The organism is Lysinibacillus sp. NPDC056232, assembly GCF_042267565.1.
Classification (GTDB): Bacteria; Bacillota; Bacilli; order Bacillales_A; family Planococcaceae; genus Lysinibacillus.
This window is the reverse complement of record NZ_JBHJTF010000030.1, coordinates 35,541-61,897: the sequence shown is the minus strand read 5'-3', so window position 1 is coordinate 61,897 and position 26,357 is coordinate 35,541. Positions and strand designations below refer to the sequence as shown.

Here is a 26,357-nt window from a genome sequence, read left to right as displayed (position 1 = left end):
TTTAAATAAGCTGCCGCCTGCAAAATACAGACAGCAGCTTCAGAAAGTTGCCTAACCTTTTTTAAAATGTCCTTTACAAAGGGTACATATTATAGATGCAATGATCTTTTTTTATGGCTTATCACTAAGAATTCGAGATGATATTTATTAAACGTTAATGAGTTGGAACTGAAATGAACCCTAAGTTATTTCGGGTTCATTATCTGGAATAACTTGATAATTCATTTTTTGACCTTTATATTTGAGTATATACTCAAAATTAAATCAGAGGTGAAAAGGTTTGATATCAAAGAAGGATAAAATTTTGGAAGTGTCATTAGAGCTTTTTACTAAAAAGGGCTTTACCGCAACGACCACTAAGGAAATAGCATTAAAGAGCGGAGTAGCAGAGGGACTTATATTTTATTATTTTAAAGATAAAAATGAACTTCTTAATTATCTTATTCATAAATTTTCATTTATTGGCTCTCTGCAAAATGAGATCAAAGAACTTTCAAAGGTGGAGCCATATCCGGCTTTAATTAGATTTGGCCAATTATATGCCAATTTTTTATCATGTAATAAAAGCTTTTTAACTTTTATTTGGTCCCCAGAAATAGTGATGAACACGAATGCTAGTAAGGATATTGTGGATTTTATAAATACAATGGGTGAACAGGCCCGTTCATTTTTGATAAGAGCTTCTTCATGTACTGTCGAAAAAAGGACAATAGAAACGGCAGCTTCAATGTTTCTTTCAACAATATTAACGCATGTTTTAGTTGAAGAAAGAAAAATAGATAAAATGCCAATTGAAAATAATCATTATATTGAGGAGATAGCAATGTTTATTTTAAAAGGAATGCAAAAAACACATTAAGTATATTTTTTTGCATAACCAAAAGTTGTGGATGATTAATACATAAGCCATTTATATAAGTTGATTGGAGTGAAGATTGGACGCCCCCAGGAAAGCGCTCAATCGGAACGGAAATCAACAACACGTTATGGTGATGAGTTATTTTTTTTTGAGAAACATTTGAGCAATTACTCAATATATTTTAAAAAGGGGGGATCATTATGGAACAATGGATAGGTATTCAAACACTTATTTGGCTATTCCCTATTATGTTTATTCTCCATGATTTTGAAGAAATTATTATGGTTGAAAAGTGGTTAAAGAAGAATTCTACGATTTTGTATGAAAGATTGCCGAAAAAAATTGCTAATCGGGTTATGCAACAGTTCTCGATGTCGACAGCACAGTTTGCCGTAGCAGTAATCGTAGTATTTGTGTTTGTAAGTAGTTCCACGTTTGTAGCAAATCAATATGTGAATCAAGGCCCATTTGGAGATATCTACTTTTTCACTATTGCTACGCTAACCTACTTTCTACATGCGTTCACGCACCTTGCACAGTCTATTTTTCTTCGTTCCATTACACCCGGTGCACTCACATCTTTGATAATCGTCATTCCATACAGTTTAATTTTGTATCGTTCGTTATTAATTAATCAAGTCATAACATGGAACATTATTTTCGTTTGCTTGCCATTTTGTCTTTTATTGATCCCTGTTGCATTACTAGCACATTGGATCGGGAAAAAGGTTATATGAAATATCCATTGAACAAATTTTTTTGTAACGTAAGTGTTATAATTAAATAAGAATATAACGGAAATGGGTGTTTGTTTTGCAAAAGAAAAAGCCGATTGTAGAAGGGTTAGAGCGCTTTCGACAACAACAAAATATTTCCTTTCATGTACCAGGGCATAAGCACGGAGAACTATCCCATCTTCCGCAGCCCTTTAAAGATGTAATGCGATATGATGTAACTGAATTATCAGGTCTTGATGACTTACATCACCCAGAGGAAATGATATTAGAGGCAGAAAACTTGTTGGCGGATACATATGGGGCGATGAAGAGCTTCTTTTTAGTAGGTGGATCTACAGTTGGAAATCTAGCGATGATTTATGCTACATGTAAAAAAGGTGATACGATTATTGTCCAACGTAATGCACATAAGTCTATATTTCACGCAATTGAGCTTGTTGGAGCAAAGCCTATATTTATTTCACCGCTATGGGATGAACGTACATTAACGGCAACGCATGTTTCTTATAAAGATTTAAAAGAAGCAGTTGATTATTATCCAGAGGCTCGCGCTGTAGTTTTAACGTATCCTACTTACTATGGTATGACATCTAAAGAAATACAGCAGCAGATTGCGTATTGTCATGGAAAAGGTATACCTGTTTTAGTGGATGAAGCACATGGAGCTCATTTTAGTGCATGTACCTTGTTTCAACCATCAGCATTGACATTTGGCGCAGATATAGTAGTTCAGTCTGCACATAAAACATTGCCTGCCATGACAATGGCATCCTTTATGCATGTTAATTCTGACTTAATCGATGTCGACAAAATAAATCACTATTTACGTATGCTACAATCTAGCAGCCCATCCTATCTTTTATTGGCTTCTTTAGATGATGCACGCTATTATATACAGACATATATGGAGAGTGATGGTGCATATATAATAGAAAAAAGGAATCAATGGGTAGAGGCATTACGAGGTATTGGCTCTTTGGAAGTTATTGAGGTAGACGACCCTATCAAATTATTGTTACGGGTTGAAGGCTATAGCGGTTTTCAATTACAAGAAGCATTAGAAGCAAAGCACGTATATGCAGAACTAGCAGATACGAATCAAGTATTGCTTGTGCTACCTTTGTTGAAACAAGGGCATAACTATCCATTTGCAGAAATACGAATCCGTATTAAGGATGCTATAACATTGTTATTAAGTACACCAAAAACGGAAATAGAAACTGCTTCACAAACGGCCTATAATTTTGTAGCCATTACGGAACTATCCTATACATTTGATGAAATTGAAAAGGCGGAAAAAGAGTGGTTACCGTATATGCGAACTATGGGACGTATTTCTGCAAGCATGATTATTCCTTATCCACCAGGCATTCCATTGCTTGTTCCAGGCGAAAAAATAACAGTAGCAAAGCTGAGTCAGTTAGAGGAGTTACTGGCTACTGGTGCAACGTTCCAAGGAAATCACCGTTTAGAAGAAAAAATGATTGAGATCATTAAATAGTTGGAGGCAATAACAGCATGAATTGCAATTTATTTATTACATTTGAAGGTCCAGAGGGTGCTGGAAAAACGACAGTCATTCAAAAAATAGCTGAGCGACTTGCAGAAGAAAATATGGATGTATTAGCAACGAGAGAACCTGGTGGTATTGAGATTGCTGAGAAAATTAGGAGCATTATTTTAGACCCTGAACATACAGCCATGGATGAGCGTACAGAAGCGTTATTATACGCAGCGGCGAGAAGTCAGCATTATTTTGAAAAAGTACGACCTGCGTTGGATGCTGGTAAAATGGTTATTTGCGATCGCTTTATCGATTCATCGTTAGCTTACCAAGGATATGCGCGTGGTATCGGTGTTGATGAAGTATTATCCATTAATGAGTTTGCAATCGGTAAGAAGTTACCCGATATGACAATATTATTTGACCTTGCACCAGAGGTTGGCTTGGCACGTATTCATGCACATGGAGAGCGAGAAGTAAATCGCTTAGATGTTGAAAGTTTAGCTTTTCATAAGAAGGTTCGGGAAGGATATTTACAACTAGTGGAGCGTTATCCTGAGCGTATACATGTCGTCAATGCGGACCAAAATATTGATCGTGTTGTTGAAGATGTATGGTCATTAATATATGGAGCAATACAGTAAATGCATGAAGTTGTCTACCACAATGTGATATAATGGTAACATCTATAATCTTACTTGCAGCAAATGTTTTCTACGCGAAAGCGAAGCGACAGCAGCAAATGTTTTTAGATGAATGAAGATGTGGTTTTATTTTAGTAGATGTTCTAAACAGCTACTAAAAACAGGGGAACTCTAACGTATGTCACGGAATCGGAAAGAGGGCATGTGCACAAAGCCGAATCCGTACACAATTATGCTGACGCATAATTGATAAAAGGTAACTAAAATCTATTTAGATGAATTTTATCAAAGGGGTGAGTGCGAATGAAGTTAGTCGTAGCTGTAGTGCAAGATCAGGATAGCAGCCGTTTATCGAATGCTTTAACAAAAAATCAGTTTCGCGCAACTAAATTAGCGAGCACTGGAGGATTTTTACGCTCTGGAAATACGACGTTTCTTATTGGGACGGAAGACTCTCTCATACCCAAAGTTTTAGATATTATTCGTGATAATTGTCGTGCACGAGAACAAATGGTTGCACCTGTTTCGCCATTAGGCGGGAATACAGACTCCTATATACCTTATCCTGTAGAGGTAGAGGTAGGTGGAGCGACAGTTTTTGTATTACCAATTGAACAGTTCCATCATTTTTAAATCATTGCCACGTTAAATGGGAAGTAAAACACATTATAATTTAGCTTTTGTGTATTTGATAAAGAAAGCAAGTGGGGGCGAAAAAGCTTGAAGATCAATCAAGATATACGTGTCGGGTTAAATACTAATCGTAAAGAACCACTGCATAACAATAATCAAAATAACCGATTTGGAGATATGGTCGTCAAGCAAGGCACCAAATTGCAAACTGAACAGCTTACACGATTGCTAGGGGATATTTCTACAGCAGGTGACCGTGTTGCAAGGTCACGTAATTTACGAGAGCTTGCTCGTTTTAAAATGCTTGTTAAACGATTCCTACAAGAAACAGTAGAGCATGGTATGGATTTAAAGCAATCGCATACATGGAATCGTTTTGGTGAAGGAAGACGCTTAAAAATTATCGAAACTATTGATACGCGTCTTGTAGAGATTGCGCAAGATATTTTAGATGAAGAAAAGGAAGCAATTGATCTTCTCGATAAAATCGGTGAGATTAAAGGCTTATTAATTAATTTGTATATGTAAAACCCGTGTCTCGTTCTCTTGTAGGCGCGGGCTTTTTTCAAATCTATTCAGCTGCCAAATTTATTTGCTGAATGACATGAAACTAATCTATCTGCTCTAAAACCGCAGATATTTCTGTAATAAAATTGGTTCATCACCAAAATTTATGGATGACTTTTGTTAAAACGTCTACTATGTAAATAAGTTGATTGGAGTGGAGGCTGGGTGACTCCTTGGGGATTAGCGATATAGAGGAACGAAGGCTAAAAGCATCACGTCCTGTGATAACGCCTTCGTGACCAACATCCTGTTGGCCCGAGACCCTGAAGCGAGCAAGTAGGGGAACGAAGGCTAAGAGCATCACATCCTGTGATAACGCCTTCGTGACCAACATCGGTGCTGCTGCCGCTTCGCTTTCGCGCAAAAAACATCTGTTGGCCCAAGCGGCTCATCGGACGCCCCCAGGAAGCTCTGCTCTGCGCGAAAGCGAAGCGTCAGCAATTGTTTTATCTGTGCGAAAGCGTAGCGACAGCAACAACAAAGCGCCCAGCCGGAACGGAAATCAACCACACGTTTTGGTGATGATCCATAAAATTGAGCAATAGGAAACAATTATGCTATGAGTGTAATTGATATAGGAAGGAATTTGAATATATGGCCAAGAATGTTGAAGAGCTATTCACACTGCAACCAGTCGTAATGAAGCAGCTTCAAACGATTTTTGACAAAAATAGATTAGCACATGCATACATTTTTGATGGCGAAAAGGGGACAGGCAAAGCTGATATAATGCGGTTTTTTGTCAAATTAATGTTATGTGAGCATCCAAATCAAAATGTTCCATGTGAAACATGTCGAAATTGCAGACGTGTTGATTCGGGTAATCATCCAAATATTCATCAAATTTATCCAGAGGGTCAATTTATAAAGATTGATCAAATACGTGAATTAATTGCAGAAATGAAGATGATGGGTGTTGAAGAGGGACGTAAGATTTATGTACTTCATCATGCAGACCGTCTCAATATTGCATCTGCAAACATGATACTTAAATTTTTAGAGGAACCTGATGGTGAGGTAACTGCGATTTTATTAACGGAGCAAATGCAGTCAATTTTACCAACGATTCGCTCTCGCTGCCAGCATATTAAATTTCAAAAAATGCCTCGACACATATTGTTAAAGCATTTACAAGATAACAATATTGCTTACTCGATGGCTTCTACAGTGAGCATGATGACGAACGAGCTCGAAACAGCTATGATTTTAGCAAATGATGAGCAGTTTGCACATGCTCGAAAAACAGTGTTAAAATTAGTAGAGGCAATTCGTCAGAACGTACATGAAGCAATGCTTGTTGTACATGAAGAATGGTTGCCATTGTTTAAAGAAAAAGGCGAGATGGAGCAGGCATTAGATTTACTACTATTTGCTTACCGTGATATAGTGTCAATAAAAGCTAATCCCGAATCAGCTTGTACTTACCCAGACATGTTACAGACATTTAAAGAAGCTGCGTTACATTCGACTTATGAACGTCTATCTAGTCAAATGGAGTCTATTTTACAGGCACGTTCATCTTTACAGCGTAACATGAATAGGACGTTAATGATGGAGCAGTTAATGCTAAATCTGCAGGAGGGGTATACATTTGTATAATGTAGTGGGTGTCCGCTTTAAAAAAGCGGGTAAAATATATTATTTTGATCCAGCATCATATCTACTAGAGGACAGTCAATATGTCATTGTAGAGACAGCTCGCGGTGTAGAATATGGTAAAGTAGTTGTCCCTCAAAAGGTGGTTGAGGAAAATGATGTTGTTTTACCACTTAAACAAGTTCTACGACCAGCGGATGAACGTGATCGTATTCAAGTAGAGGAAAATGCCGCCGAATCAAAACGCGCATTTGAACTAGCAAGTACAAAAATCATTGAGCATAATCTAGAAATGAAGCTCGTTGATGTTGAATATACATTTGATCGTAATAAAATCATCTTTTATTTTACGGCTGAAGGACGCGTTGATTTCAGGGATCTTGTAAAAGATCTAGCTTCGGTTTTTAGAACACGTATTGAACTTCGTCAAATTGGTGTACGTGATGAGGCGAAGTTGTTAGGTGGTATTGGTCCATGTGGCCGGATGCTTTGCTGCTCTACATTTTTAGGAGATTTTGAGCCGGTTTCTATTAAAATGGCTAAAGATCAAAACTTATCTTTAAATCCATCCAAAATTTCAGGTCTTTGCGGTCGTTTAATGTGCTGCTTGAAATATGAAAATGATGAATATGAGGAAGCGAAAGAGGGCATGCCAGACATTGGTGAATTGACGATGACACCAGATGGCCGTGGTAAAGTTGTAGGTTTAAATGTACTGGAGAGACTCATTCAAGTATATTTACATGAGCAGGAGCGTACAGTCGAGTATACACTAGAAGAACTGCTAGCATGCGAAAAAAATCTTATATAAGATAGAGAATTGAACGAGGTGGCTTGGGTGAAGGACCGTAATTTCTTAGATACCGTTATGGAGTTCGAACAACAGCTCGAAGCAATGCAGGAGCAATTTGGTGCATTGAAACAATTTGTAGCGTTAATGATGGAGGAGCATAAGACTCTCGAAACAGAAAATCATCACCTTCGTACACGTCTAGAAGAACTACTTTCTAATGAAAACTCTGTACAAGCTACTGATGAGAAGAAAGAGAATCCGTTAGATATTGGCGAGGGTTATGATAACCTAGCACGTTTATACCATGAAGGCTTCCATGTTTGTCATGTTCATTTCGGAAGTTCACGTAAAGGTGAAGACTGTCTGTTTTGTCTATCATTTTTAAATAAACAAAATGTGTAATAGAAGGCTGATTCCCACTTTAGTGGTGTCAGTCTTTTGTTTTGTATAGTAGGAGGAGGAAACATGGAAGATTGGTTGAGAGGTGACGAACGGTTAGACTATTTATTGGCTGAGAATTTACGTATTATTCAAAGCCCCTCTGTCTTTTCGTTTTCATTGGATGCAGTGCTACTTTCGAAATTTGTCAATGTCCCATACCATAAAGGGAAAATTGTTGATTTGTGTTCAGGTAATGGTGTAATCCCATTTTTTCTAAGTGCCAGAACAAAGGGACATATTACAGGAGTAGAAATTCAACCACGTTTATTTGATATGGCTGAGCGAAGTATCCGTTACAATAAGTTAGAAGAGCAAATTCATATGGTCCTTGGTGATGTGAAGGAAATTCCTAAGGAGCTTGGTATTGAAAAATATGACGTTGTAACCTGTAATCCACCATATTTTTTAGCACATGAAGCTAGTGATAAAAATTTAAGTGAGCATTACGCTATTGCCCGTCATGAACTATATTTAACGTTAGAGGAAGCAATACAATCTGCAAGTAAATTATTAAAACAGGGCGGAAAGGCCGCTTTTGTTCATCGTCCGGGTCGGCTATTAGATATTGTTACGGCAATGCGGGCAAACCGTATAGAGCCTAAACGTATGCAACTTATTTACCCGAAAGAAGGTAAGGAGGCCAACACACTATTAATAGAAGGGATTAAAGACGGTAAACCAGATCTAAAAATATTACCACCCCTGTATGTGTATAATGCGGATAATGAATATACAGCAGAAGTGAGAGAAATCCTTTATGGAAAAGAACAATAACCATTATTTTTATGTGTTAGAATGTGCCGATCAATCCTTTTACGCTGGCTACACGAATAATGTAGACAGGCGTGTCGCTGTACATAATGCTGGCAAGGGAGCAAAATATACAAGAGCACGAGGACCAGTGGAATGTATTTATGTAGAGGAATTCGATACGAAGCAAGAGGCGATGCGTGCAGAATATGCTTTTAAACAGCTAACACGCACGCAAAAAATGAAATATATAAGGAGGGATGAGTCATGAAATCTCAAAAAAGTACAATGCACGATCATACAGGTTGTTTATATTTAGTTGCAACACCTATTGGTAACCTAGAGGATATGAGTGTGCGTGCGCTACGTATTTTAAAGGAAGCAGATATTATTGCTGCCGAGGATACACGTAATACCAAAAAGCTATGCAACTACTTTGATATAGCAACACCACTGATAAGCTATCATGAACATAATTTAGAGGTGGGGGGAGAGAAGCTATTAGCCTTCTTACGTGAAGGAAAAACAGTTGCATTAGTTAGTGATGCAGGTCTACCTTGTATTTCTGATCCTGGTGCGGATATAGTCGAAAAAGCAATCGAGCAAGACTTTCCAGTTGTGCCGGTGCCAGGTCCCAATGCTGCAATATCAGCATTAATCGCTTCTGGATTAACACCCCAGCCATTTTTCTTTTATGGATTTTTAAATCGAGGAAAAAAGGACCGTCGACAGCAATTAGAGCAACTAAAAAAACGTCAGGAAACTATTTTGTTTTATGAGGCTCCTCATCGTTTAAAGGACACTTTAAAAGATATGGAATCTATTCTTGGTAATCGTCGAATTGTATTAGCTCGCGAGTTAACTAAAAAATTCGAAGAGTTTTTACGTGGTACGTTGGCCGAAGCAGTGGTATGGTCACAAACAGAGGAAATTCGAGGGGAATTTTGTATTGTCCTTGAAGGAAACGACAATGCCGAGGAAGAAAATAGTGAAGAAGCCTATTGGATGACAATGTCTGTCGTTGAACATGTCGATTATATTATTAATGATACAGGTGTTACATCAAAAGAAGCTATCAAGGAAGTAGCAAAACTACGTCAAGTAGCGAAGCGAGAAGTCTATAATGAATACCATAGTTAATGGAAAGAAAGAGGTTGCCTAAATAAGGCACCTCTTTTTTGTATATCTAATCAAATTAGTGGCTCATTACCAACAGTTCGGGATGACAATTGTTAAAACGCATGCCATATCAGTTGATTGGAGTGGAGGCTGGGCGACTCCTTGGATAGAGGAACGAAGGCTAAAAGCATCACGTCCTGTGATAACGCCTTCGTGACCAACTTCGGTGCCGCTGCCGCTTCGCTTTCGCGCAAAAAACATCTGTTGGCCCAAGCGGCTCATCGGACGCCCCCAGGAAGCTTTGCTCTGTGCGAAAGCGAAGCGTCAGCAACAAATGATTTAACTGTGCGAAAGCGAAGCGTCAGCAACAAATGTTTTAACTGTGCAAAAGCGAAGCGTCAGCAACAAATGTTTTAACTGTGCGAAAGCGAAGCGTCAGCAACAAATGTTTTCTGTAGCGAAAGCAAAGCGTCAGCTACAAAGCGCCCAGCCGGAACGGAAATCAACCCCACATTATGGTGGGGAGCATATAAATCATATGAATTGATAATAATTGTAAAAAATAGTATCCTTAATCATAAAAGGTCTGACCTGGACAATATAAGGGACTCAAGAATTGGGTATATTATAGTTATCTTCTATTAAATGAAGATAACGACTCCAGACGCAATTAAGCCAAGGAGATTGACAAAAAATAAAACACCCAAATCACTGTGTTTGATTTAGGTGTATATCAAATTATTTTTTTAAGTTAGATTGGATTTCATTCACTAACATTTCTGCGCCTTCAGGGCTTAAAATTAATTTGCCTCCAACTAGACGGAAGTTATCATCAGAAACTTCACCAGTTACAGCACATGTCATGTTAGGCATATATTTTTTTAAGATGATTTTGTCATCATCCACATAGATTTCTAAAGCGTCTTTTTCTGCAATACCTAATGTACGACGTAGTTCGATTGGAATTACTACACGACCTAATTCATCGACTTTACGAACGATTCCTGTTGATTTCATAATATTTTTCCTCCTAATGTTAAAAGTTATATTGGTATTTCGTCAAATTTCGACATAATTCCTTGTCTGATAGTTATCATACCAAGTAATGCCATAAACGTCAATTAATTAATACACTAATAATATTGTTTTGAAAAAATTTTTTGAGGAGAAAACAGATATTTTGGTTTTTTTAAAAGGTTTTTATTATATATTTTTATTTATAGTAAAAAAGCTTCTTATTAAAGACATTAAATGGATTGATTATATTATTCGACATTTTTCGCGTACGATAAACTTTCAATCAATTATGCCTCGGCATAATTGCGTCTGGAATCTGCTTTGTGCTTAGGCCTGCAGATGTTTTTTGTGCGAAAGCGAAGTGACAGCAACAGCACCGATGTTGCTGTCACTCAGGCGTTTTCACAGGATGTGAAGGTCTTAGCCTGAGTTCCTCTATTTCAGCGGGTGTTTGGACACCTGCTGAAAGAAGTTGAAACGAATTTCGTACTTAGTTAGAATAGATAGTATACTGTGAAACAATGGAGGCAGTTCTAGTGAGCGAAAAAAATAAAACATTCTATATAACAACCCCTATTTATTACCCAAGTGGGAAATTCCATATTGGTACTGCGTATACAACTGTAGCATCAGATACAATTGCACGTTATAAACGTTTACGTGGTTATGATGTACGTTTTTTAACTGGAATGGATGAGCATGGGCAAAAAATTCAAGAAAAAGCTGCTGAAGCGGGCAAACATCCTCAAGAATACGTGAATGAAATTGCAGATGCTGCGAAAAAACTTTGGGCATTAATGGACATTTCATACGATGACTTTATTCAAACAACGCAAGAGCGTCATACGAAAACTGTCGAAAAGATATTCCAAAAGTTTTTAGATAATGGTGATATTTATAAAGGTGAGTATGAAGGTTCGTACTGTACACCATGTGAATCATTCTTTACTGAGACACAATTAGTAGATGGTAACTGCCCAGACTGTGGTCGTCCAGTACACAAGGTTAAAGAGGAATCTTACTTCTTTAATATGAAGAAATACGCAGATCGTCTATTAGCTTATTATGAAGAAAACCTTGATTTCATTGAGCCTGAATCTCGAAAAAATGAAATGATTAATAACTTCATTAAACCAGGGTTAGAAGATTTATCTGTTTCAAGAACTTCATTTGATTGGGGCATCAAAGTTCCTGGAGATCCTAAACATGTAATTTATGTATGGGTAGATGCCTTAACTAACTATATAACGTCATTAGGTTATCTTTCAGAGGATGAAACACTATTCAATAAATATTGGCCGGCAGATGTACATGTAGTTGGTAAAGATATTGTTCGATTCCATACTATTTATTGGCCAATTTTCTTAATGGCACTAGATTTACCACTTCCGAAAAAAATATTTGCCCATGGTTTTATCATGATGAAAGACGGTAAAATGTCTAAATCAAAGGGCAATGTTATTTATCCTGAAATGTTAATAGAGCGTTATGGTTTAGATGCGACACGATACTTCCTATTGCGTGAGTTACCATTCGGCTCTGATGGTGTATTTTCGCCAGAATCTTTTGTTGAACGTACAAACTTCGACTTAGCAAATGATTTAGGCAATTTATTGAATCGTACTATTTCAATGATTAATAAATATTTCGATGGTATTATTCCAACTGAAAATCTTCAGTCGACAGAGTTTGATGCAGCTTTAAAAGGACAGGCTGAATCGGTACGTATTAAATATGAAGAAAGTATGGAAAAAATGCAATTTAGTGTCGTATTAGCCGACTTATGGACGCTAGTTTCGAGAACGAATAAATATATAGATGAAACTCAACCATGGGTGCTAGCAAAAGAGGAAACAGATAAGCCAAAATTAGGCGCTGTTATGCGAAATTTGGCGGAAAGTTTACACCAAATGGCTGTCATGTTACAACCATTTATGACATCTACTCCTAAGCGAATTATTGAACAATTGGGGTTAGATGACAAATTCTTAGCATGGGAAACAATTGAAACATTCGGCAATACTATTCCAGCAAACATTAAAGTGGTAGAAAAAGGGATTCCGATTTTCCCTCGTCTAGAAAGTGAAGTTGAAATTACGTATATTCGTGAGGAAATGCGTGGTTCAGTGAAAACTCCGCAAGTGGAAGAAGCAAAAGATGAGCAAAAAGCTGCGGATATTCCAGAAATTCCTGAAATTACTATTGATGATTTTATGAAAGTAGATTTACGTGTAGCCACTGTAACTGCATGTGAAACCATTCCGAAAGCAGACAAATTATTAAAGCTTCAAGTGGATCTAGGATATGAACAACGACAAGTAGTTTCAGGTATTGCAAAGTTCTATTCTCCAGATGAATTAATTGGTCAAAAAGTAATTGTAGTCGCTAACTTAAAGCCAGTTAAATTACGCGGTGAATTATCGCAAGGAATGATTCTAGCTGGTGAAAAAGATGGAATTTTAAAATTAGCATCGGTCGATTCAAAACTAGAGAATGGTGCAAAAGTAAAGTAAAAAATTTTAGGAAGGCCTGCTGAATGAAAAAAATTCAGCAGGCTTTTAAAATCCGTTAGAAAAATGGGTGATTTATTATCTTGAAATAATTTATGCACAGTAAATAATAGATTTTTTTAGGTATATAGTAATAGACGAGGGGTCTAGGGTTATGTGTAATGTCATAATACTAAATTGTTTGTAACAAATTTGTAACACTTATGCAAAATATGAAATAATAATTTTTAATAAAATCTATGTTAGGAGAATGACGATGTTCATTGATACACATGTACACTTAAATGCAGATCAGTATGAAGAAGACTTACAAGAGGTTATAGATAGAGCTCTTGAGGCCAAGGTAGAAACGATGGTTGTTGTTGGTTTCGATCGCAAAACCATTGAAAAAACAATGCAACTGGTTGAACAATATGATTTTGTTTATGGTGTTATAGGCTGGCACCCGGTTGACGCCATTGATTGTAGACAAGAGGATTTAAATTGGATTGAGGAATTAGCAGCACATCCAAAAATAGTGGGTATTGGTGAAACTGGGTTGGACTACTATTGGGATAAATCACCGAAAGATGTTCAACAAACACTTTTCCGCAAGCAAATTCATTTGGCGCAAAAACTGAATTTACCAATCATTATCCATAACAGGGATGCAACTGGAGATGTTGTACAAATTTTACGTGAAGAAAATGCAGCTTCCGTGGGAGGCGTTATGCATTGCTTTAGTGGCAGTGTGGAAACCGCACATGAATGTATTGCTATGAATTTTATGATTAGTCTTGGTGGGCCAGTGACATTTAAAAACGCACGAATGCCGAAGGAAGTGGCGACAGAAATACCATTAGAGCATTTAATGATCGAAACAGATGCACCGTATTTAGCGCCACATCCATATCGAGGAAAACGTAATGAGCCAGCTTTAGTACCGTTAGTTGCAGAAGAAATTGCACGTTTAAAAGGATTGACGATTGAGGAAATTGCACAGGTAACGACGGCCAATGCGAAAAAAATTTTTAAGATTGACAATTAACTAGCTGAGACGCCTCCAATACTAGGTTTGTGGTTGGCCAAAATAGCGATGTCAATTTTCTTAGAAATACATTCGGGTTGACAGTGCCAAATCTAGTACGTATAATCCAACTTTGTATTAAGGAGGCGTTTTTTCATGTCAAATAATTCCATGAAAAACTTGTTCTTAGGATCATTGAGGAGTAAGCAAACAGTAATAAGTATTATTTCACTTGTTCTGTTTGTATCTGTAATTTCATTCGTACTTTATCAAGGTACAAAAAAAACCGTAACGCTTGATGCGAACGGAGAAGCAATCGAAGTAACAACACATGCCAAAACTGTAGAACAATTATTACAAGGTCAAAATATAGACGTAGCAGAGCATGACAAAATATCACCCTCTCTGAACACCAAAATTGTTAATGGATTAGCAATTTCATGGGAACAGGCAAAAGAAGTAACTATTTCAGTTGATGGAAATCAGTCAAAAGTTTGGACAACTGAAACACAAGTGAAAGACATTTTGAAAGAAGCGAATATTGAAGTATCAGAGCATGATTCTTTAAAACAAGGCGTAGATACAGAAATAGGAGCAGACAACAAGATCGATATTCAAAAAGCGTTTCAAGTATCACTTGTCGATGGCGTAAACAAAAGACAAGTATGGTCCACTTCGACTACGGTCGCTAACTTTTTAAAACAACAAGGAATTCAGTTAAACGAATTCGATCGTGTCGAGAATAACCTGAAGGACGTAATCACTCCACAGAGTAAAATCACAGTAGTTCGCGTAGAAAAGGTTATCGATGTAGTGGAAGACTCTTTAGATTTCACAATTGAAAAGAAGCAGGATGCTTCATTGCAAAAAGGAAAACAAAAAGTTGTAACAGCAGGCCAAAAAGGTTTAATGACTAAAACGTATGAAATCGTTAAAGAGAACGGCCAAGTTGTAGCTAAAAATCTACAATCTAAAAATGTTGTAAAAGAACCGCAGACGCAAGTGGTTGCAGTAGGTACTAAAGCTGTAGTCGCAACTGTAGCTAGTGCATCGACTGCATCGACTGTATCACGTGGTTCAACAGAGCCAGCTAGCGGTAAAGAATTTTATGTAACGGCAACAGCCTATACACCTTATTGTAATGGCTGCTCAGGGACATCTGCCACTGGCATTGATTTACGATCAAGCTCTGGATTGAAAGTAATTGCAGTAGACCCTTCTGTTATTAAGCTTGGCTCAAAAGTTTGGGTTGAAGGCTACGGAACAGCTATAGCAGGGGATACTGGCGGTGCAATTAAGGGTAATAAGATCGACATACTTGTACAAACGGAATCTCAAGCTAGTACTTGGGGAGTAAGAAAAGTTCGTATAAAAGTATTAAATTAAAAAAATTGTAAAATTAATCAAAATGTTTTTCACTTATTGGCTTTCCTGTTTTGACTGGCGGGAAAGCTTTTTTATCTTTTTTCAGTAATTTGTACTGGAGGATAAAATATAGTCGTATCTACATAAAGTAAGCTGTAACATCAACTGCACGGTCTATTTGAAAGAGAAAGTACCAGCAATAGCATAGTCGAGGGAGAAAATTATAAGAAGATGAGTAGCCGTGTATTTCTGTACAATCATACAGTGCAGTTGTAAAATGGTCTGAAGATAAGGTAGAAAAGAGGAGCCTTTTTGCAAATAAAAGAAATCATTGTTGTTGAAGGAAAAGATGATACAACAGCTATTAAGCGAGCTGTACAAGCAGATACAATAGAAACAAATGGATCGGCGATTTCAGAGGAAACACTGAAGAGAATTCAACATGCACAGGATAAAAGAGGTGTTATTGTTTTTACTGATCCAGATTATCCAGGACGTCGAATTCGTGCCATTATCGAGGAGCATGTAAAAGGTGTAACACACGCTTTTTTACCAAAAGCAAAAACAATTGCGAAAAACGGTAAAGGACTTGGCATAGAGCATGCAGCAGATGAAGATATACGCGAGGCACTACGGCATGTCTATACCCCTAATGATGTTGAGCCAACCACTGATAACATTACGCTCGAAGATTTAATGATGGCACGTTTAATTGGTCATCCACAGGCGAAAATTCGTCGTGATCGTCTTGGAGAAATTTTGAATATTGGTGCAACAAACGGTAAACAACTTCATAAAAGATTAAAAATGTTTCAAATTACAGAAAAGCAATTTGGTGCGGCAATCGCACAGGTAGATCAGGAGGAAAATGATGCATAAGGATATTGCAACACCCATTAGAACACAAGAAATTTTAAAAAAATATGGATTTTCATTCAAAAAAAGCTTAGGTCAAAATTTTTTAGTAGATCCGAACATTTTGCGAAATATTGTTAGTCACGCAAATTTAACTGAAAATAGTGGTGCAATCGAAGTTGGTCCTGGCATTGGAGCATTAACAGAGCATTTAGCGAGAAGTGCAAAAAAAGTTGTATCTTTTGAAATTGATCAGCGATTATTACCTGTATTAGAAGACACGCTTAGTCCATATAATAATGTTACGATTGTACATTCAGACATTTTAAAGGCGGATGTTGCTAAGGTAATTCAGGAAGAGATGCCAGGTATTGAGGATATTATGGTTGTAGCGAATTTACCTTATTATGTGACGACTCCGATTTTAATGAAATTACTTAATGATCGTTTGCCAATTCGCGGATTTGTTGTCATGATGCAAAAGGAGGTAGCAGAGCGTATTACGGCTAAACCTGGAACGAAGGAGTACGGTTCTTTATCAATTGCGATTCAATATTATGTGAAAGCTGATATTGCCATGACAGTGCCGAAAACTGTTTTTATGCCCCAGCCGAATGTGGATTCTGCAGTGATCCGTCTTATTAAACATGATGAACCTCCAGTAAAAGTAATTGATGAGGATTTTTTATTTGTTGTTACTCGCGCGTCGTTTGTACAAAGACGAAAAACAATCTTCAATAATTTACAATCGGGTTTACCAAATGGTAAGGTACACAAAGAAAAAATAATGGATGCTTTACAAGCAGTAAATATTGAACCAACACGTCGAGGAGAGACCCTAACCATTCAAGAGTTTGGAAAATTAGCCGATGTACTACACCCTACGTTTGCAAAGTAAAAATTTTTTGTTAACTTTTTTGAGTATATGTAAAAAAATATGGTCTTTTTATGAAAAATAAGTTGACAACATTTATAATAGGCTGATAAAATATTATATTTTATTGACATTTTTGGGCGGGTCGCTTATACTATTAAATAGTGAGGTGTAAGCGAAAATGCCAAAAACTTTAGCGGACATTAAAAAGTCGTTGGATTGTCATTTGGGTAAACGTTTGCAGTTAAAAGCAAACGGAGGTCGCAAGAAAACGATCGAGTGTGCAGGGGTATTGCGTGAGACATATCGCGCTATCTTTGTGGTTGAGCTTGATCAAGAAGACAATACGTGCAAGCGCGTATCGTATAGCTACACAGATATTTTAACTGAAGCAGTAGAGATTACATTTTTAGACGAGGCAAAGACTGCTATCGCAAAATAGTTTCTAGTACTTATTTCTATATTTCGAAACACTCATGTATGTTAAAACTACATGAGTGTTTTGCGTTTTCTGGGGCATACTAAATTCGTCAGTTGTAAAAGGAGGAGTTTAGTATGCCTAGAAAAGGTATCATGTCACCTCGTTTAAAAGAAGAGATCGCTAAAGAGCTTGGATTTTATGATGTTGTGCAACGAGAAGGCTGGGGCGGCATTAAAGCTCGAGACGCCGGTAATATGGTCAAACGTGCCATCGAAATGGCTGAGAGAGCAAGTAGTGAGCAAGAGAATAATAAGTAGCCTGTGAACTAGACTACTTATTATAACTTCTTTCTGCAAACCACTATAAGTGGTGAGAGGAGTCACTTTTCAGCGGGTGTCCAAACATCTGCTGAAATAGAGGAATTCAAGCTAAGAACTTCACATCCTTGTGAAAACGCCTGAGGTCCAACATCGTGCTGTTGCTGTCGCTTCGCTTTCGCACAGACAAAACACCTTGCTGCCGCTGCGTTAGCACTACGCTTTCGCGCAAAAGCCATCTGTTGGATTAAGCCTCCGGCGGACGCAATTATGCCGAGGCATAATTGATCTTTATTAGCAGGGATGAAAGCTTCCTGTAGACACAACAACGCAACTGACGAAAGAGAACCGTTACACCAAATAGGGGTATACGGTTCTTTTTTTCCATTTTCGCTTTCCCATTATGGTAAAATAAAATGAATTAAAAGATGAACGACAGATTTATCTTCATTCAGGAAATCTTTAATATAGCGAAAATAAACGCCAGCTACTGATATTTTGTAACAGTTACAGAAGACACCTACATGTAAAGGTAGTGAGAGGTTCGAATATCGACTGAATGATCTGGCGGTAATTGATAAGTGTAGCTATAAGGAGGAAGAAAGATGCTTTATGTAAAGGCGCCTGCAAAAATAAATTTAACATTAGATGTGCTTTATAAAAGACCAGATAATTATCATGAAGTAGAGATGATCATGACAACTGTGGATTTAGCTGATCGTATTTGTTTAGAATCTCGAGAAGATGGTGTAATAGAAATAATTTCGACTGATAATTTCGTACCAAATGATCACCGAAATTTTGCTTATCAGGCAGCGCGTCTAGTTAAAGATACATACGGCATTGGACAAGGTGTATCCATTACTATAGAAAAGGAAATACCAATCGCAGCGGGATTAGCGGGTGGCAGTAGCGATGCGGCTGCTACATTGAAGGGTTTAAATGAGCTGTGGAATTTAGGGTTATCTATAGATGAGTTAGCTGAATTAGGTGCGAAAATTGGCTCAGATGTTTCGTTTTGTGTCTATGGAGGCACGGCATTAGCAACGGGGCGTGGAGAAAAAATTCAGGAATTGCCTGCACCACCAAACTGTTGGGTAGTCTTAGCTAAGCCTAAAATAGGCGTCTCTACTGCTGAAGTGTATGGAGGATTAAAGGTTGAAGGGTTAGAGCATCCAAATACGAAGCAAATGATTCGTGCTATTGAAACGGAAGATTATGAGCTACTATGTGCATCATTAGGAAATGTTTTGGAAACTGTAACATTTAAACTACATCCAGAGGTAGTAATGTTAAAGGAACAGATGAAGCGTTTTGGAGCAGATGCGACATTAATGAGCGGAAGCGGTCCGACGGTGTTCGGTTTAGTGGATAGTGAAGCTCGAGTAAGCCGCATTTATAATGGTTTACGTGGTTTTTGCGAAGAAGTATATGCAGTTCGGATTTTAGGTGAGCGAAATACGCTTGCTTAAAACCGCAAATTTATGTTAATTTTACCTATAAATATTCGTGTTTAGGAGAGGGTCGCATGAAATGGAAACGTAGTGAACGACTAGTTGATATGACGTACTATTTACTAGAACATCCACATCAGCTGATCCCGCTAACTTATTTTTCTGAACTATATCAATCTGCAAAGTCTTCCATTAGTGAAGATTTGACGATTGTAAAAGAAACTTTCGAAGAAAAAGGAATCGGGTTATTGATGACAGTACCGGGCGCTGCAGGAGGAGTTAAGTATATTCCTAAAATGTCCGAAGCCGAGGTCCGTTTAGTTATTCATGATTTAAAGGCGGAGCTTGAGCATTCAGATCGTTTGTTACCAGGCGGTTATTTATTTATGACGGATTTACTCGGCAATCCAGATTTAATTAATCGAGTTGGTAAGGTATTTGCATCCGCATTTGCTGATCAACAAATCGATGTCATAATGACTGTCGCTACAAAGGGAATTTCTATTGCTCACGCGATAGCAAGACATTTAAATGTACCGGTTGTTGTTGTCAGAAGAGATAGTAAGGTAACTGAAGGCTCTACTGTTAGCATCAACTATGTATCTGGTTCTTCCAGAAGAATTCAGACAATGGTATTATCAAAAAGAAGCATGAAGAGTGGGCAACGAGTGCTAATTACTGACGACTTTATGAAGGTCGGTGGTACAATGAATGGCATGAAAAATCTATTAGAGGAGTTTGACTGCCAACTAGCTGGTATTGCAGTGCTTGTAGAAGCTGAGCATGCAGACGAAACTTTAGTAGATGATTATTACTCACTAGTGAAGCTTCATGAGGTCAATGAAAAAGACCGTACAATTGCATTAAGTGAAGGTAACTATTTTTCTAAAAGGGGAAATGACAAATGAAAGTAGTAGCAACAACAAATGCACCAGCAGCAATTGGACCATATTCACAAGGAATTATTGTAAATGGCATGTTTTATAGCTCAGGCCAGATTCCACTAACAGCAACAGGTGAATTAGTGGAAGGTGATATCACTGTTCAAACAAACCAAGTATTTGCAAATCTAAAAGCCGTTTTAGAAGCTGCCGGAACATCTTTAGACAGTGTTGTTAAAACGACTGTTTTTATGAAGGATATGAACGACTTTGTTGCGATGAATGAAGTATATGCTAGCCACTTTGGTGATCATAAACCTGCTCGTTCAGCAGTAGAAGTTGCACGTCTACCGAAAGATGTTAGAGTAGAAATTGAAGTTATTGCAATCGTTAAATAAGAAATTTTTTAGCTCACTAGAAGAGAATCTCTTTTAGTGGGCTTTTTTTTATCCTTGTTTTCTGTAGCGAAAGCGAAGCGACAGCTACAATTACGCCAAGGAGAAATTGATTAAACTGTCAAAGAATTGTCAAAAATTAAGCAAATTAAAGGAAATATTATACTAATAAGTATTCAAATTTTTTAGAAAATTTGATAGACTATAAAAAGGAAAATATTCGGTAATAATGAATATTATATTTACATTTAGGCATCTAAGAAGAGAGGTGGTGAGAAAATGGAAGTTACTGATGTAAGGTTACGTCGTGTACAGACGGATGGTCGCATGCGTGCGATTGCTTCCATTACACTCGACAATGAGTTCGTAGTTCATGATATTCGTGTGATCGATGGCAATACAGGTTTGTTCGTTGCTATGCCAAGTAAACGGACGCCAGACGGCGAATTTAGAGATATTGCGCATCCTATTAATTCTACTACTCGTAATAAAATTCAAGAGATTATTTTAAACGAGTATCATAATTCAAGCGATGCAGAAGCAATAGAAAAAACAGAAGAATTCGAAGGAATTGGCGTATAGTTAAAAGGGAATAAGTGTAAATTTAACTACGGTGATTTATACTTATGGTGAAAGTAAATAAAAAGAACTCTTCTTAATTGGAGAGTTCTTTTTATTTTGAGAATAAGAGAAAACGAGCAGTTTTTAGGACATACATATTAACATTCGAGCATAAGGTGCATTTGATTTGGAAATTCACCTTTTTGTCAAGTCAACATGCCTTGAAAATAGATGGATTTTGCTATATAGTCATAAGAGAAAATGAGCGTATTGGAGGACTTACAGATGAGCAACATTTTTGCTGTCATTTTGGCTGCAGGTCAAGGTACACGTATGAAGTCCAAATTATATAAAGTGCTCCATCCAGTATGTGGGAAGCCAATGGTACAACATGTGGTGGATCACATTCAAACGTTAGATGTGAAGCGCATTGTAACGGTTGTAGGACACGGTGCAGAAATGGTGAAACAACAGCTTGGCGATAAAAGCGAGTATGTTTTACAGGCTGAACAGTTAGGGACAGCTCATGCTGTACAACAGGCTGAGACAATTTTAAGTAGCGAAGAAGGGACAACATTAGTTGTTTGTGGTGATACACCACTTATCCGCCCTGAAACGATGCAAGCTTTGTTCGAGCACCATCAAGCAAAGAATGCCAAGGCAACAATTTTAACAGCCATTGCTGAAAATCCAACAGGCTACGGTCGTATTTTACGTGGCGACAATGGACAAGTGGAGCAAATTGTTGAGCAAAAGGACGCTTCGGCAGAACAGCAATTAGTGAAAGAGATTAATACGGGCACATACTGCTTCGATAATAAGGCCTTATTTGAGACGTTAAAGCTTGTGAAAAACGACAATGCACAGGGTGAATATTATTTGCCGGATGTCATTGAAATTTTACAAAAACAAGGCGAAATCGTTGAAGCATATGTAACTGGAGATTTCGAAGAAACACTGGGTGTTAATGATCGTGTTGCTCTGTCTCAAGCAGAGGCGCTAATGCGTACAAGAATTAATGAAAAGCATATGCGTAACGGTGTCACAATTATTAATTCAGAAGCAACATACATCAGCGCTGAGGCAATGATTGGTCGTGATACTGTCATCCAACCAGGTTCTATAATTGAAGGTACAACTGTTATTGGTGAAGATTGTATAATCGGGCCAAACACACAAATCATTGATAGCCGTATCGGTGACCGAACAACTGTACATTCTTCTGTTGTACGTGAAAGCGCTGTAGCAGAAGACACAGCTATAGGACCGTTTGCAAATATTCGACCACTTTCTGATATAGGTAGCCATGTGAAAATTGGTAACTTTGTAGAAGTGAAGAAAAGTAAACTAGGTAATGACACGAAAGTATCCCACTTAAGCTATATTGGAGATGCTGAAATAGGAAGCAATGTCAATATTGGCTGTGGTTCCATTACAGTAAACTATGATGGGAAAAACAAGTTCCAAACAATTATTGAAGATGATGTATTTGTAGGATGTAATACTAACTTAGTAGCGCCAGTGAAAGTTGGAAAAGGTTCATTTATTGCAGCAGGATCTACAATTACAAAAGAAGTTCCTGAGGATGCGCTAGCAATTGCTCGTGCAAGACAAGAAAACAAGCCGAATTATGTAAGCAAATTAAATTCAAAATAATTATCAACTAAACAGGAGGCCATCATGCCGTATCATTATGCAAACTCACAATTAAAAATATTTTCACTTAACTCTAACAATCCGCTTGCTCAAGAAATTGCGCAAGAAATGGGTGTTGAATTAGGTAAATCTTCTGTTAAACACTTCAGCGATGGAGAGGTTCAAATTAGCATTGAAGAAAGTATTCGTGGTTGTGATGTGTTTATCGTGCAGTCTACTTCTGCGCCTGTAAACGAACATTTAATGGAGCTTTTAATTATGGTAGATGCTGTAAAACGCGCATCTGCTCGTACAGTAAACGTTGTAATGCCTTATTATGGATATGCTCGTCAGGACCGTAAAGCAAAAGCACGCGAGCCAATTACAGCTAAATTAGTAGCAAACTTACTTGAAACAGCTGGTGCAACACGTGTTATCGTTTTAGATTTACATGCACCACAAATCCAAGGTTTCTTCGATATTTTAATCGATCACTTGATGGCAGTGCCTTTATTATCTGATCACTTCAAATCAAAAGGTATCCCAGAAGAAGAAATCGTTGTTGTTTCCCCAGACCATGGTGGTGTAACACGTGCTCGTAAAATGGCAGAACGTTTAAAAGCACCTATTGCAATTATTGACAAACGCCGTCCAAAACCAAACGTTGCAGAAGTAATGAACATTGTTGGTAATGTTGATGGTAAAGTGGCAATCTTGATTGATGATATTATTGACACTGCAGGTACAATTACAATCGGCGCGGATGCATTACGTGCTGCTGGCGCGAAAGAAGTTTATGCTTGTTGCTCTCACCCAGTACTATCAGGCCCAGCAATCGAGCGTATCGAAAACTCTTCGATTAAAGAATTAGTTGTAACAAATACAATCCAGCTTCCAGAAGAGAAAAAATCTCCAAAAATTACAGAGCTTTCAGTAGCTAAATTGATGGCAGATGCAATCTCTCGTGTCTATGAAAATAAATCTGTAAGTACTCTATTTGATTAATATATATAAACGAGCCCCAATATGTGGCTTATTAAGGACAAATCTACGTTTGCAAGTAGATTTGTCCTTTTTATAAGTTTCTTTTGTTTGAATTTTCTTATAAAAGGGTATAATAGTAATTGTGACTTAATAATATTTACACTACTTTATAAAAAATAGAGGTAAATATTATTATAGCCTTATCAAATGTCATTGTTTTAACTTCTTTAAGCAAATGTTTTTTGTTCCGAAAGCATAGCTAGTAGTGACATTTATAATAAGGCGTAAATAATTTTTCTTGGAAGGGGAAGTAAGATATGAGTACAGTATTAAGTGTTAAAAAGCGCGAAGTTGGGTACCGTTCGACATTAACCCAACTTAGAAAAGGGGGAGCCATTCCTGCAGTTATTTACGGCTATAAATTAGATTCGACCCCAATTTCTATTTCAGCGAAAGAGTTCAGAAAATCCATTCAAAAGAATGGGCAAAATGGTGTGTTTTCGATGGAGTTAGATGGTAAAAAAGTGAATGTTGTTGTATCAGAAATCCAACAATGCTCTATGAAAGATGAAGTAAATCATATCGACTTTTTAGCAATTGATATGTCCGAAGCAATAGAAGCTGAAGTGCCTATTAAACTTGTTGGAGAGTCAGTTGGAGTTAGTGTGGGTGGCATATTAATGCAGCCTAACCTAGATGTGAAAATTAATGTAAAACCAGCAGATATACCAGAAGCTATTGAAGTTGATATTACTGAACTTAAAATTGGCGAAACAATTACGGTAGCAGATATTCGAGATATGATTGACTTTGATATTATCAGTGAAAATGGTCATACATTGGTATCAATTATGGCTCCAACAGTCGTTGAAGAATCGACAGTAGATAGTGAACAGGTACAAGAGTAAAAATATTTGTTAAGGAAAGGCTACAGAGGAAGCTAAGCTACCTCTGTAGCCTTTTGTATTTTATTTAGTAAGGGCATTGGCGACGTTATTCGTGCGTATGCTTCCTGTTTAAGCCCTAACCATTTTGCGATAGGTATGGTTGAAGTGATGATTTTAAATAATATCAAGCTGTTATTGAACTTTTACTTTCAAAAATTGTACAAACTGCTTTCTGAGTGCATGATATGGTAAAATAATGACTATTAGATTTGAAAGAAGAGGGGTACTTATGAAAATTATCGTTGGTTTGGGAAATCCAGGTAAACCTTATGAGCATACAAGACATAATATTGGCTTCGATGTTATTGATGCATTAGCTGAAAAATGGGGTGCACCTTTAACTAATTCAAAGTTTAATGGTATGTATGCAATGGTACATCGTCCTGAAGGAAAGGTTCTACTTGTTAAACCTTTAACATATATGAATTTATCAGGGGAATGTGTTGGTCCCCTAATGAACTATTTTGATATTGATGTGGAAGATTTAATTGTTATTTATGACGATTTAGATTTAGAAACAGGTAAATTACGCTTGCGTCAAAAAGGTAGTGCAGGAGGACATAATGGTATTAAATCATTAATTCAGCATTTAGGCACACAAGAATTTAATCGCATACGAGTTGGGGTTAATCGCCCACCAGCTGGTATGAAGGTAGCAGATTACGTGTTATCGAAATTTTCAAAAGAAGATCAGGCTGTCGTTGGCGAAGCTATTGAAAAGTGTGTAAATGCTGTAGAAGCATCTCTTTCAAAGCCATTTCTTGATGTGATGAATCACTTTAACGGGTAACAATAAGTTAAAGTGTAGCATGGATATTACAGTTGTTTAGGATGACGATTAAAATGTTTTTTCCTGCGACTACAGCTAATTAAATATATAGTATAGTCTTAAACACAATGCAAAAACTATTCTCTATTCTAAATGGCGCTAAGGCAAAATTGGAAGTGCATAATCTGTTTTAGAAATGTCTATACTTTAAGTAGAAAGTTGCTTAAAGGAGGATGATTTGGAGATGTCAGTTCGATACCGATGTCGGCATTGTGAAGTAGAAATAGGGACGCTACCATTTGATGCAGATGATACAATTCGAAAACTACATATTTTCGAATTGGGTGAAGCGGATGATTATGTTGAGAAAGATCAACATGGACAAACGACGGTGCACTGCATTTGTGAGCAATGTGAGGATTCGCTGAAACAATATCCAGATTATCACGCACTCAATAAATGGATTCAATAATTGGAAGGATGCTTTGGCGCACATCATGTGCGTTCAAAGCTTTTTCCGTTTAACTTCTTGCTACAAATGTTTTTTGTAACGAAAGTGAATTGGTAGTTACAGATGTCTCTTGAGCGAAAGCAAAGCGGCAGTTACAGATGTTCTTTGTAACGACAGCGAATTGACAGGAGTCTTCCACCTTTATAGGTTGTGAGATGAATGAAAGTATAAGTTGCTTTTCAACAGGTGTTCAAACATCTACTGAAATGGAG

Annotated in this window: 35 protein-coding genes; 31 read left to right on the top strand and 4 right to left on the bottom strand. The window is 37.3% G+C overall.

Annotated features, from left to right (window positions below; genetic code table 11):
• Positions 1-310 precede the first annotated feature (310 nt).
• From ACFCYJ_RS19695 to ACFCYJ_RS19670, 6 genes are all read left to right on the top strand, one after another.
• Complete coding sequence (locus tag ACFCYJ_RS19695; protein ID WP_376076049.1) at positions 311-859, top strand: TetR/AcrR family transcriptional regulator; 549 nt, start codon at positions 311-313, stop codon at positions 857-859.
• A gap of 200 nt (positions 860-1,059) precedes the next feature.
• Positions 1,060-1,596, top strand: coding sequence for an HXXEE domain-containing protein (locus ACFCYJ_RS19690; RefSeq protein ID WP_376076045.1), 537 nt, complete (start codon positions 1,060-1,062; stop codon positions 1,594-1,596).
• A gap of 76 nt (positions 1,597-1,672) precedes the next feature.
• Positions 1,673-3,097 (top strand): aminotransferase class I/II-fold pyridoxal phosphate-dependent enzyme, encoded by a 1,425-nt coding sequence (locus tag ACFCYJ_RS19685; RefSeq protein WP_483869489.1) that lies wholly within the window; start codon positions 1,673-1,675, stop codon positions 3,095-3,097.
• Positions 3,098-3,114: 17 nt separating this feature from the next.
• Entirely contained in the window at positions 3,115-3,744 is a 630-nt protein-coding gene (gene tmk, locus ACFCYJ_RS19680; protein WP_376076041.1) for a dTMP kinase, read from the top strand.
• Between the two features lie 303 nt (positions 3,745-4,047).
• Positions 4,048-4,377, top strand: a complete 330-nt coding sequence (locus ACFCYJ_RS19675) for a cyclic-di-AMP receptor (RefSeq protein WP_049667342.1) — start codon at positions 4,048-4,050, stop codon at positions 4,375-4,377.
• An 87-nt stretch (positions 4,378-4,464) separates the two neighbouring features.
• Positions 4,465-4,905, top strand: a complete 441-nt coding sequence (locus ACFCYJ_RS19670; protein WP_376076039.1) for a YaaR family protein — start codon at positions 4,465-4,467, stop codon at positions 4,903-4,905.
• A gap of 133 nt (positions 4,906-5,038) precedes the next feature.
• Here the strand turns inward: ACFCYJ_RS19670 and ACFCYJ_RS19665 are convergent, their stop codons facing one another.
• The gene (locus tag ACFCYJ_RS19665) at positions 5,039-5,308 is read right to left on the bottom strand and encodes a hypothetical protein (protein WP_376076037.1); all 270 of its coding nucleotides are present in this window, start codon (positions 5,306-5,308) and stop codon (positions 5,039-5,041) included.
• Positions 5,309-5,318: 10 nt separating this feature from the next.
• Here ACFCYJ_RS19665 and ACFCYJ_RS19660 point away from each other — a divergent pair, with 10 nt between their 5' ends.
• The 7 genes from ACFCYJ_RS19660 to rsmI all read left to right on the top strand — a co-directional run bounded on the left by ACFCYJ_RS19660 (position 5,319) and on the right by rsmI (position 9,664).
• Positions 5,319-5,489: a hypothetical protein gene (locus ACFCYJ_RS19660; RefSeq protein WP_376076035.1), complete on the top strand. Its 171-nt coding sequence runs from the start codon at positions 5,319-5,321 to the stop codon at positions 5,487-5,489.
• 49 nt (positions 5,490-5,538) lie between these two features.
• Entirely contained in the window at positions 5,539-6,543 is a 1,005-nt protein-coding gene (gene holB, locus ACFCYJ_RS19655; RefSeq protein WP_376076033.1) for a DNA polymerase III subunit delta', read from the top strand.
• A complete protein-coding gene (locus ACFCYJ_RS19650) occupies positions 6,536-7,351 on the top strand; it encodes a PSP1 domain-containing protein (protein WP_197142774.1) in 816 nt (271 codons plus the stop codon). Before holB ends, ACFCYJ_RS19650 begins: the two co-directional genes overlap by 8 nt.
• Positions 7,352-7,378: 27 nt before the next feature.
• Positions 7,379-7,735 (top strand): DNA replication initiation control protein YabA, encoded by a 357-nt coding sequence (gene yabA, locus ACFCYJ_RS19645; RefSeq protein ID WP_053485308.1) that lies wholly within the window; start codon positions 7,379-7,381, stop codon positions 7,733-7,735.
• A 63-nt stretch (positions 7,736-7,798) separates the two neighbouring features.
• Positions 7,799-8,548 (top strand): tRNA1(Val) (adenine(37)-N6)-methyltransferase, encoded by a 750-nt coding sequence (locus tag ACFCYJ_RS19640; RefSeq protein WP_376076031.1) that lies wholly within the window; start codon positions 7,799-7,801, stop codon positions 8,546-8,548.
• Entirely contained in the window at positions 8,532-8,795 is a 264-nt protein-coding gene (locus tag ACFCYJ_RS19635) for a GIY-YIG nuclease family protein (RefSeq protein WP_376076029.1), read from the top strand. The genes ACFCYJ_RS19640 and ACFCYJ_RS19635 overlap by 17 nt, the downstream gene beginning before the upstream one ends.
• Positions 8,792-9,664: a 16S rRNA (cytidine(1402)-2'-O)-methyltransferase gene (gene rsmI, locus ACFCYJ_RS19630; protein WP_376076027.1), complete on the top strand. Its 873-nt coding sequence runs from the start codon at positions 8,792-8,794 to the stop codon at positions 9,662-9,664. Before ACFCYJ_RS19635 ends, rsmI begins: the two co-directional genes overlap by 4 nt.
• 66 nt (positions 9,665-9,730) lie before the next feature.
• Here the strand turns inward: rsmI and ACFCYJ_RS19625 are convergent, their stop codons facing one another.
• Positions 9,731-9,925, bottom strand: coding sequence for a hypothetical protein (locus ACFCYJ_RS19625; protein WP_376076025.1), 195 nt, complete (start codon positions 9,923-9,925; stop codon positions 9,731-9,733).
• Between ACFCYJ_RS19625 and ACFCYJ_RS19620 the strand changes: the two genes are divergently transcribed.
• Both ACFCYJ_RS19620 and ACFCYJ_RS19615 read left to right on the top strand, forming a co-directional pair.
• Positions 9,908-10,060 (top strand): hypothetical protein, encoded by a 153-nt coding sequence (locus ACFCYJ_RS19620; protein ID WP_376076024.1) that lies wholly within the window; start codon positions 9,908-9,910, stop codon positions 10,058-10,060. The two genes, ACFCYJ_RS19625 and ACFCYJ_RS19620, sit on opposite strands and share 18 nt — an antisense overlap.
• A complete protein-coding gene (locus tag ACFCYJ_RS19615) occupies positions 10,026-10,190 on the top strand; it encodes a hypothetical protein (RefSeq protein WP_376076023.1) in 165 nt (54 codons plus the stop codon). Before ACFCYJ_RS19620 ends, ACFCYJ_RS19615 begins: the two co-directional genes overlap by 35 nt.
• A gap of 191 nt (positions 10,191-10,381) precedes the next feature.
• Here the strand turns inward: ACFCYJ_RS19615 and ACFCYJ_RS19610 are convergent, their stop codons facing one another.
• On the bottom strand, positions 10,382-10,660 hold the full coding sequence (locus ACFCYJ_RS19610) for a transition state genes transcriptional regulator AbrB (protein WP_079563673.1): 279 nt from the start codon (positions 10,658-10,660) through the stop codon (positions 10,382-10,384).
• 521 nt (positions 10,661-11,181) lie between these two features.
• Between ACFCYJ_RS19610 and metG the strand changes: the two genes are divergently transcribed.
• The 7 genes from metG to ACFCYJ_RS19575 all read left to right on the top strand — a co-directional run bounded on the left by metG (position 11,182) and on the right by ACFCYJ_RS19575 (position 18,008).
• Positions 11,182-13,173, top strand: a complete 1,992-nt coding sequence (gene metG / locus ACFCYJ_RS19605; protein ID WP_376076021.1) for a methionine--tRNA ligase — start codon at positions 11,182-11,184, stop codon at positions 13,171-13,173.
• A 253-nt stretch (positions 13,174-13,426) separates the two neighbouring features.
• Complete coding sequence (locus tag ACFCYJ_RS19600; RefSeq protein ID WP_376076019.1) at positions 13,427-14,197, top strand: TatD family hydrolase; 771 nt, start codon at positions 13,427-13,429, stop codon at positions 14,195-14,197.
• Between the two features lie 135 nt (positions 14,198-14,332).
• A complete protein-coding gene (locus ACFCYJ_RS19595) occupies positions 14,333-15,562 on the top strand; it encodes a resuscitation-promoting factor (protein ID WP_376076018.1) in 1,230 nt (409 codons plus the stop codon).
• Between the two features lie 291 nt (positions 15,563-15,853).
• On the top strand, positions 15,854-16,420 hold the full coding sequence (rnmV, locus tag ACFCYJ_RS19590; protein ID WP_376076017.1) for a ribonuclease M5: 567 nt from the start codon (positions 15,854-15,856) through the stop codon (positions 16,418-16,420).
• Positions 16,413-17,294, top strand: coding sequence for a 16S rRNA (adenine(1518)-N(6)/adenine(1519)-N(6))-dimethyltransferase RsmA (gene rsmA, locus ACFCYJ_RS19585; RefSeq protein ID WP_376076047.1), 882 nt, complete (start codon positions 16,413-16,415; stop codon positions 17,292-17,294). The genes rnmV and rsmA overlap by 8 nt, the downstream gene beginning before the upstream one ends.
• Positions 17,295-17,451: 157 nt before the next feature.
• Complete coding sequence (veg, locus tag ACFCYJ_RS19580) at positions 17,452-17,712, top strand: biofilm formation stimulator Veg (RefSeq protein ID WP_376076016.1); 261 nt, start codon at positions 17,452-17,454, stop codon at positions 17,710-17,712.
• A gap of 113 nt (positions 17,713-17,825) precedes the next feature.
• Positions 17,826-18,008, top strand: a complete 183-nt coding sequence (locus ACFCYJ_RS19575; protein ID WP_323651183.1) for a small, acid-soluble spore protein, alpha/beta type — start codon at positions 17,826-17,828, stop codon at positions 18,006-18,008.
• A gap of 62 nt (positions 18,009-18,070) precedes the next feature.
• On the opposite strand, the gene ACFCYJ_RS19570 is transcribed toward ACFCYJ_RS19575, so the two are convergent.
• Positions 18,071-18,247 carry a hypothetical protein gene (locus ACFCYJ_RS19570; protein ID WP_376076015.1) on the bottom strand — a complete coding sequence of 59 codons (177 nt, stop codon included), beginning with the start codon at positions 18,245-18,247 and terminating at the stop codon, positions 18,071-18,073.
• 366 nt (positions 18,248-18,613) lie between these two features.
• On the opposite strand from ACFCYJ_RS19570, the gene ispE reads away from it, so the two are divergent.
• The 9 genes from ispE to ACFCYJ_RS19525 all read left to right on the top strand — a co-directional run bounded on the left by ispE (position 18,614) and on the right by ACFCYJ_RS19525 (position 26,106).
• Positions 18,614-19,480, top strand: coding sequence for a 4-(cytidine 5'-diphospho)-2-C-methyl-D-erythritol kinase (ispE, locus tag ACFCYJ_RS19565; RefSeq protein ID WP_376076014.1), 867 nt, complete (start codon positions 18,614-18,616; stop codon positions 19,478-19,480).
• 56 nt (positions 19,481-19,536) lie between these two features.
• Complete coding sequence (gene purR / locus ACFCYJ_RS19560; RefSeq protein WP_079563681.1) at positions 19,537-20,370, top strand: pur operon repressor; 834 nt, start codon at positions 19,537-19,539, stop codon at positions 20,368-20,370.
• Positions 20,367-20,741: a RidA family protein gene (locus ACFCYJ_RS19555; protein WP_376076011.1), complete on the top strand. Its 375-nt coding sequence runs from the start codon at positions 20,367-20,369 to the stop codon at positions 20,739-20,741. The genes purR and ACFCYJ_RS19555 overlap by 4 nt, the downstream gene beginning before the upstream one ends.
• 276 nt (positions 20,742-21,017) lie before the next feature.
• Positions 21,018-21,320: a septation regulator SpoVG gene (gene spoVG, locus ACFCYJ_RS19550; RefSeq protein ID WP_376076009.1), complete on the top strand. Its 303-nt coding sequence runs from the start codon at positions 21,018-21,020 to the stop codon at positions 21,318-21,320.
• Between the two features lie 264 nt (positions 21,321-21,584).
• Complete coding sequence (gene glmU / locus ACFCYJ_RS19545) at positions 21,585-22,955, top strand: bifunctional UDP-N-acetylglucosamine diphosphorylase/glucosamine-1-phosphate N-acetyltransferase GlmU (protein WP_376076007.1); 1,371 nt, start codon at positions 21,585-21,587, stop codon at positions 22,953-22,955.
• A gap of 24 nt (positions 22,956-22,979) precedes the next feature.
• A complete protein-coding gene (locus ACFCYJ_RS19540) occupies positions 22,980-23,939 on the top strand; it encodes a ribose-phosphate diphosphokinase (RefSeq protein ID WP_370047888.1) in 960 nt (319 codons plus the stop codon).
• A 296-nt stretch (positions 23,940-24,235) separates the two neighbouring features.
• The gene (locus ACFCYJ_RS19535) at positions 24,236-24,826 is read left to right on the top strand and encodes a 50S ribosomal protein L25/general stress protein Ctc (RefSeq protein ID WP_376076004.1); all 591 of its coding nucleotides are present in this window, start codon (positions 24,236-24,238) and stop codon (positions 24,824-24,826) included.
• A 268-nt stretch (positions 24,827-25,094) separates the two neighbouring features.
• A complete protein-coding gene (gene pth, locus ACFCYJ_RS19530) occupies positions 25,095-25,655 on the top strand; it encodes an aminoacyl-tRNA hydrolase (RefSeq protein WP_376076002.1) in 561 nt (186 codons plus the stop codon).
• A gap of 223 nt (positions 25,656-25,878) precedes the next feature.
• On the top strand, positions 25,879-26,106 hold the full coding sequence (locus tag ACFCYJ_RS19525; protein WP_004229176.1) for an anti-sigma-F factor Fin: 228 nt from the start codon (positions 25,879-25,881) through the stop codon (positions 26,104-26,106).
• Positions 26,107-26,357 lie beyond the last annotated feature (251 nt).

Bases quoted from the DNA above. Each gene is read 5' to 3' on its own strand.
- rsmI (WP_376076027.1), top strand. From the start codon at position 8,792: ATGAAATCTCAAAAAAGTACAATGCACGATCATACAGGTTGTTTATAT.
- ACFCYJ_RS19575 (WP_323651183.1), top strand. From the start codon at position 17,826: ATGCCTAGAAAAGGTATCATGTCACCTCGTTTAAAAGAAGAGATCGCT.
- ACFCYJ_RS19595 (WP_376076018.1), top strand. From the start codon at position 14,333: ATGTCAAATAATTCCATGAAAAACTTGTTCTTAGGATCATTGAGGAGT.
- glmU (WP_376076007.1), top strand. From the start codon at position 21,585: ATGAGCAACATTTTTGCTGTCATTTTGGCTGCAGGTCAAGGTACACGT.
- rsmA (WP_376076047.1), top strand. From the start codon at position 16,413: ATGCATAAGGATATTGCAACACCCATTAGAACACAAGAAATTTTAAAA.
- ACFCYJ_RS19690 (WP_376076045.1), top strand. From the start codon at position 1,060: ATGGAACAATGGATAGGTATTCAAACACTTATTTGGCTATTCCCTATT.
- ACFCYJ_RS19675 (WP_049667342.1), top strand. From the start codon at position 4,048: ATGAAGTTAGTCGTAGCTGTAGTGCAAGATCAGGATAGCAGCCGTTTA.
- ACFCYJ_RS19555 (WP_376076011.1), top strand. From the start codon at position 20,367: ATGAAAGTAGTAGCAACAACAAATGCACCAGCAGCAATTGGACCATAT.
- holB (WP_376076033.1), top strand. From the start codon at position 5,539: ATGGCCAAGAATGTTGAAGAGCTATTCACACTGCAACCAGTCGTAATG.
- ACFCYJ_RS19540 (WP_370047888.1), top strand. From the start codon at position 22,980: ATGCCGTATCATTATGCAAACTCACAATTAAAAATATTTTCACTTAAC.
- ispE (WP_376076014.1), top strand. From the start codon at position 18,614: ATGCTTTATGTAAAGGCGCCTGCAAAAATAAATTTAACATTAGATGTG.
- ACFCYJ_RS19570 (WP_376076015.1), bottom strand. From the start codon at position 18,247: ATGGCTTTTGCGCGAAAGCGTAGTGCTAACGCAGCGGCAGCAAGGTGT.
- ACFCYJ_RS19535 (WP_376076004.1), top strand. From the start codon at position 24,236: ATGAGTACAGTATTAAGTGTTAAAAAGCGCGAAGTTGGGTACCGTTCG.
- ACFCYJ_RS19525 (WP_004229176.1), top strand. From the start codon at position 25,879: ATGTCAGTTCGATACCGATGTCGGCATTGTGAAGTAGAAATAGGGACG.
- ACFCYJ_RS19625 (WP_376076025.1), bottom strand. From the start codon at position 9,925: ATGAGCCGCTTGGGCCAACAGATGTTTTTTGCGCGAAAGCGAAGCGGC.
- ACFCYJ_RS19635 (WP_376076029.1), top strand. From the start codon at position 8,532: ATGGAAAAGAACAATAACCATTATTTTTATGTGTTAGAATGTGCCGAT.
- veg (WP_376076016.1), top strand. From the start codon at position 17,452: ATGCCAAAAACTTTAGCGGACATTAAAAAGTCGTTGGATTGTCATTTG.
- pth (WP_376076002.1), top strand. From the start codon at position 25,095: ATGAAAATTATCGTTGGTTTGGGAAATCCAGGTAAACCTTATGAGCAT.
- tmk (WP_376076041.1), top strand. From the start codon at position 3,115: ATGAATTGCAATTTATTTATTACATTTGAAGGTCCAGAGGGTGCTGGA.
- ACFCYJ_RS19640 (WP_376076031.1), top strand. From the start codon at position 7,799: ATGGAAGATTGGTTGAGAGGTGACGAACGGTTAGACTATTTATTGGCT.
- spoVG (WP_376076009.1), top strand. From the start codon at position 21,018: ATGGAAGTTACTGATGTAAGGTTACGTCGTGTACAGACGGATGGTCGC.
- ACFCYJ_RS19610 (WP_079563673.1), bottom strand. From the start codon at position 10,660: ATGAAATCAACAGGAATCGTTCGTAAAGTCGATGAATTAGGTCGTGTA.
- ACFCYJ_RS19600 (WP_376076019.1), top strand. From the start codon at position 13,427: ATGTTCATTGATACACATGTACACTTAAATGCAGATCAGTATGAAGAA.
- purR (WP_079563681.1), top strand. From the start codon at position 19,537: ATGAAATGGAAACGTAGTGAACGACTAGTTGATATGACGTACTATTTA.
- metG (WP_376076021.1), top strand. From the start codon at position 11,182: ATGGAGGCAGTTCTAGTGAGCGAAAAAAATAAAACATTCTATATAACA.